Annotated in this window: 1 protein-coding gene; it reads right to left on the bottom strand. The window is 69.3% G+C overall.

Annotation, left to right across the window (positions count from 1 at the left end):
- The coding region (locus KVT32_RS30735) for a solute carrier family 23 protein (protein ID WP_305864336.1) at nt 1–254 on the bottom strand (254 nt) is incomplete at both ends.

Below are 254 nucleotides of genomic sequence, written 5' to 3'. Positions count from 1 at the left end.
AGGAACATGCCCAGGCCGACCGTGATCGCTACCCGCAGCGAGTGCGGGATGCCGTTTACGATGGCGCCGCGCAGCCCCAGCACCGAGACCAGGATGAACAGGCAGCCCGAGATGAAGACCGCGCCCAGCGCGGCCGGCCAGGCCACGCCCATGCCCAGTACCACGGCGTAGGCGAAGTAGGCGTTCAGGCCCATGCCCGGCGCCATGCCGATCGGGTAGTTGGCATACAGGCCCATCACCGCGCTGCCGAGGGC

This window comes from Achromobacter sp. GbtcB20 (assembly GCF_019091095.1).
In the GTDB taxonomy this organism is placed as follows: Bacteria; Pseudomonadota; Gammaproteobacteria; order Burkholderiales; family Burkholderiaceae_B; genus Achromobacter; species Achromobacter mucicolens.
The sequence above is the reverse complement of the archived record's forward strand: the minus strand, read 5'-3'. Positions and strand labels throughout refer to the sequence as shown.